The 3584-nt window shown below is 71.9% G+C and carries 5 protein-coding genes; 4 read left to right on the top strand and 1 reads right to left on the bottom strand.

The window, feature by feature from the left end; translation table 11 throughout:
- Nucleotides 1-202: 202 nt before the first annotated feature.
- The 3 genes from mddA (at nucleotide 203) to A5714_RS08870 (ending at nucleotide 2662) form a co-directional block, all read left to right on the top strand.
- A complete protein-coding gene (mddA, locus tag A5714_RS08880; RefSeq protein ID WP_068284622.1) occupies nucleotides 203-952 on the top strand; it encodes a methanethiol S-methyltransferase in 750 nt (249 codons plus the stop codon).
- Nucleotides 953-1020: 68 nt separating this feature from the next.
- Nucleotides 1021-1503 (top strand): cation:proton antiporter regulatory subunit, encoded by a 483-nt coding sequence (locus A5714_RS08875; RefSeq protein ID WP_068072832.1) that lies wholly within the window; start codon nucleotides 1021-1023, stop codon nucleotides 1501-1503.
- Between the two features lie 4 nt (nucleotides 1504-1507).
- Nucleotides 1508-2662, top strand: coding sequence for a cation:proton antiporter (locus A5714_RS08870; RefSeq protein WP_068284620.1), 1155 nt, complete (start codon nucleotides 1508-1510; stop codon nucleotides 2660-2662).
- Nucleotides 2663-2672: 10 nt separating this feature from the next.
- Here A5714_RS08870 and A5714_RS27485 read toward each other — a convergent pair whose 3' ends face one another.
- Nucleotides 2673-3215: an Rv3235 family protein gene (locus A5714_RS27485; protein WP_068284618.1), complete on the bottom strand. Its 543-nt coding sequence runs from the start codon at nucleotides 3213-3215 to the stop codon at nucleotides 2673-2675.
- A gap of 193 nt (nucleotides 3216-3408) precedes the next feature.
- Between A5714_RS27485 and A5714_RS25240 the strand changes: the two genes are divergently transcribed.
- The coding region (locus tag A5714_RS25240; RefSeq protein ID WP_231975840.1) for a wax ester/triacylglycerol synthase family O-acyltransferase at nucleotides 3409-3584 on the top strand (176 nt) is incomplete at its 3' end.

Here is a 3584-nt window from a genome sequence, read left to right as displayed (position 1 = left end):
CTCGGCCGGTACCGCGGTATTTGCGGGAGGCGCTGCTCGACCATCGCGAGCACCGTTTCGTAGCTCAGCCCGGCGCGGCGCCAAGCCGTCGAAGTCGGTCAAGCGCCGCTGACCCGGCCGCGGCCCGCAAGCCGTCCGCCCGGCCGCGCTGCCCCCGCGCTCGGCCATTCTCATCCGCGCCCGGCGGGTGCACAATCAGCTAATGAAGCGTTACCTGACCGTCGGCTACGGGGCCGCCGGTTATCTGCTCTTTCTCGCCGCGTTCCTCTATCTCGTCGCTTTCCTGGGAAACTTTTGGGCGCCGCGGACCGTCGACCGCGGCCCGGCGTCGCCAACCGGCTGGGCGGTGTCGATCGACGCCGCGCTGCTGGCCGTCTTCGGCCTCCAGCACAGCGTTATGGCGCGGCCCGGCTTCAAGAGCTGGTGGACGCGGCTCGTGCCGCCCGCGGTCGAGCGCAGCACCTACGTGGTGTGCTCCAGCGTCGCCCTGGTGCTGCTGTACTGGCAGTGGCGCCCGGTGCCGACCGTCGTCTGGGACGTCCAGGTGCCGGCAGCGCGGCTGCTCCTGTGGGCGGCGTTCTGGCTCGGTTGGGCGATCTGCCTCGCGGCGACCTTCATGATCAACCACTTCGACCTGTTCGGGCTGCGGCAGGTGTATCTGGCCTGGCGCGCCGAGCCCTACACCGATATCGAGTTCCACGTCCGGCTGCTCTACCGGCTGGTGCGACACCCCCTCATGCTCGGCTTCGTCGTCGCCTTCTGGGCTGTGCCGACCATGACGGCCGGTCACCTGTTGTTCTCGCTGGCCATGACCGGCTACGTCGTGATCGCCACCCAGTTCGAGGAGCGTGATCTCCTCGCCGCGCTGGGCGATCAGTACCGGGACTACCGCCTGCGCGTGCCGATGCTGGTGCCGAGACCGCGCCGGTCGCGCACGGCCCGCGCCGGCTGACGGCGAATCGGCGCCGCTTCGGGCGATCCACTGACGGTGGCGCGGAGGTGTTTGTCACTATTGAGGACATGGACGTCAAGGAGGTGCTGCTGCCGGGCGTCGGTCTGCGCTACGAGTTCATCGACCACCGGGGTGACCGCATCGGCATCATCGCGCGGCGCGGCGGTGACTTCGACGTCGTCGTGTACGCCCGCGAGGACCCCGACGAGGCCCGGCAGCTGCTGCACCTGAGCGACCAGGAGGCCGAGGCGGTGGCCCAAATCCTGGGGGCGCCGCGGATCGCCGAACGCTTCACCGAGCTGGCCCGCGAGATCCCCGGCCTGGAAACGGGCCAGGTGCACATCCCGAGCGGCAGCCCGTTCGCGCAGCGCCCGCTGGGGGACACCCGCGCGCGGACCCGCACCGGGGCGTCCATCGTCGCGATCGTGCGCAACGAGGAGGTGCTCGCCTCGCCCGGGCCCGGCGAGATGCTGCACGCCCGCGACGTCCTGATCGTGGTCGGCACCGAAGACGGCATCGCAGGCGTTCGGCAAATCATCGAAAAAGGCTGAAACCGTGCAGGTTTCGGGGGAGCTGCTGTTGCAACTCGGCGCCCTCCTGGCGACGCTGGCCGTGCTGGGAGGCGTCGCACGTCGCTTCGCGCTGTCCCCGATACCGGTCTACCTGGTCGCGGGCCTGTGCCTCGGCAAGGGCGGTCTGCTCCCCGTCGCGGCGGCCGGCGAATTCATCACCACCGGCGCCCCCATCGGCATCGTGCTGCTGTTGTTGACCCTGGGTTGTGAGTTCTCCGCGGCCGAGTTCGCCAGCAGCATGCGGCGCCACCTGCCGTCCGCGGGCGTCGACATCGTCCTCAACGCGGCGCCCGGGGCCGTCGCCGGCTGGCTGCTCGGCCTGAACGGCGTCGCCGTGCTGTGCCTGGCCGGCGTCACCTACATCTCCTCGTCCGGCGTCATCGCGCGCCTGCTGGGCGACCTGCGCCGGCTGGGCAACCTCGAGACGCCGTCGGTCCTGTCGGTGCTCGTACTCGAGGACTTCGCGATGGCGGCCTACCTGCCGCTGTTCGCCGTCCTGGCGTCGGGCGGGGGCTACTTGCAGGCGCTCGGCGGCATGGCCGTCGCCGTGTGCGCCCTGCTCGTGGCGTTCGCCGCGTCGTTTCGCTGGGGCCATCACGTCGGGCGGCTCGTCGAACACACCGACTCCGAACAGCTGCTGCTTCGAGTGCTGGGCGGCACCCTGTTGGTGGCCGCGCTGGCGGAGTCCCTGCATGCGTCGGCCGCCGTGGGCGCGTTCCTGGTGGGCCTCACCCTGACCGGCGACACGGCGGAGCGGGTTCGCCAGGTCCTGACCCCGCTGCGGGACCTGTTCGGCGCCATCTTCTTCTTGGGCATCGGCTTCGAGGTGGACCCGCACGACTTGATCCCCGTGCTGCCGGCCGCCCTGATCCTCGCGGTGGTCAGCGCGGCCACCAAGGTCGCGACCGGGATGTTCGCCGCCCGCCGCGACGGGGTGGCGCGGCGCGGGCAGCTGCGCGCGGGCACCGCCCTGATCGCCCGCGGCGAGTTCTCGCTGATCATCATCGGACTGGCCGGCAAAGCCACCCCCACCGTGGCCGCGCTGGCCACGGCCTACGTCTTCGTGATGGCCATCGTGGGGCCGGTGCTGGCGCGCTACGCCGGGGGCCCGCGCCCGGCCGGCGCCACGCCGACCTGACGCCGCCCGCTCACCCGATGTGCAGCGCGACGACCATCCAGCGGGCCCCCGCCGTCACCCGCTCGACGCGGCAGGCGATGGCGTGCACCCGGTGGCCGCGGCTGTAGGACCCGAAGACCTCCGCCGCGCTGTCCGGGTTCCGGTGCCCGGCCGGCTGCAGCCGCATCCGGCGCAGCACCGCGGCGCCCTCGCCCCTGGCGGCGTGCCCGGCCGCCGAGATCGCGACGACCGAGTCCACCAGGCTGGGCGCCAGCAACGGGGCCAGTTGCGCGGCCGGGCGGCGCCGGTCGAGCACCTCCAGCACCCGGCGCAGCGCGGCGTCGGCGAAGCTCGCGGCCTGGCGCATTGGGGCGGACAGCGCGATCGGGGGGCCCGCCGCAGGCTGCGGCGCATGCGGCCGGTGCGGGGCCTGACCGCCGCGGCGCGACGCGGCCCGCGCGGCCGGCCGACACGCGGGGACGACTCGCGGGGCGGCCTTGGTCGGGGGTTCGTAATCGACGACGGGCGTGACGGTGAAAGCGCCAGCCGGTTGCGCAACGGGACTAATGTTCAACGCGCACTCTCCAACTCCTCGGTATAACCGGCAGCCCGCTGGAGAGTGGCAGACAGTGGTCGTGGGTCATCATGGCACAACTCGAGCGCGCGCGTACCCGCGCTGACCCGGCGCACCGGTCCGGCGATTACCGTGGGCCAGGCATGGGTCCCGCTCGTGCCGTGCTGACGAATGACGAAGGAGGACGGCCCGCATGGTGACCCGGTTGTCCCCGTCCGACGCGTCTTTCTTCCGGCTCGAGAACACCGCCACCCCGATGTATGTGGGGTCGCTGTCCATCCTGCGCCGCCCGCGCGCCGGGCTGAGCTACGAAACGGTGCTCGCGATGGTCGAGCAGCGCCTCCCGCAAATACCGCGCCACCGTCAAAA

It is taken from the genome of Mycobacterium sp. E2462 (assembly GCF_001672685.1).
In the GTDB taxonomy this organism is placed as follows: domain Bacteria; phylum Actinomycetota; class Actinomycetes; order Mycobacteriales; family Mycobacteriaceae; genus Mycobacterium.
This window is presented reverse-complemented; position numbering and strand designations above follow the sequence as displayed.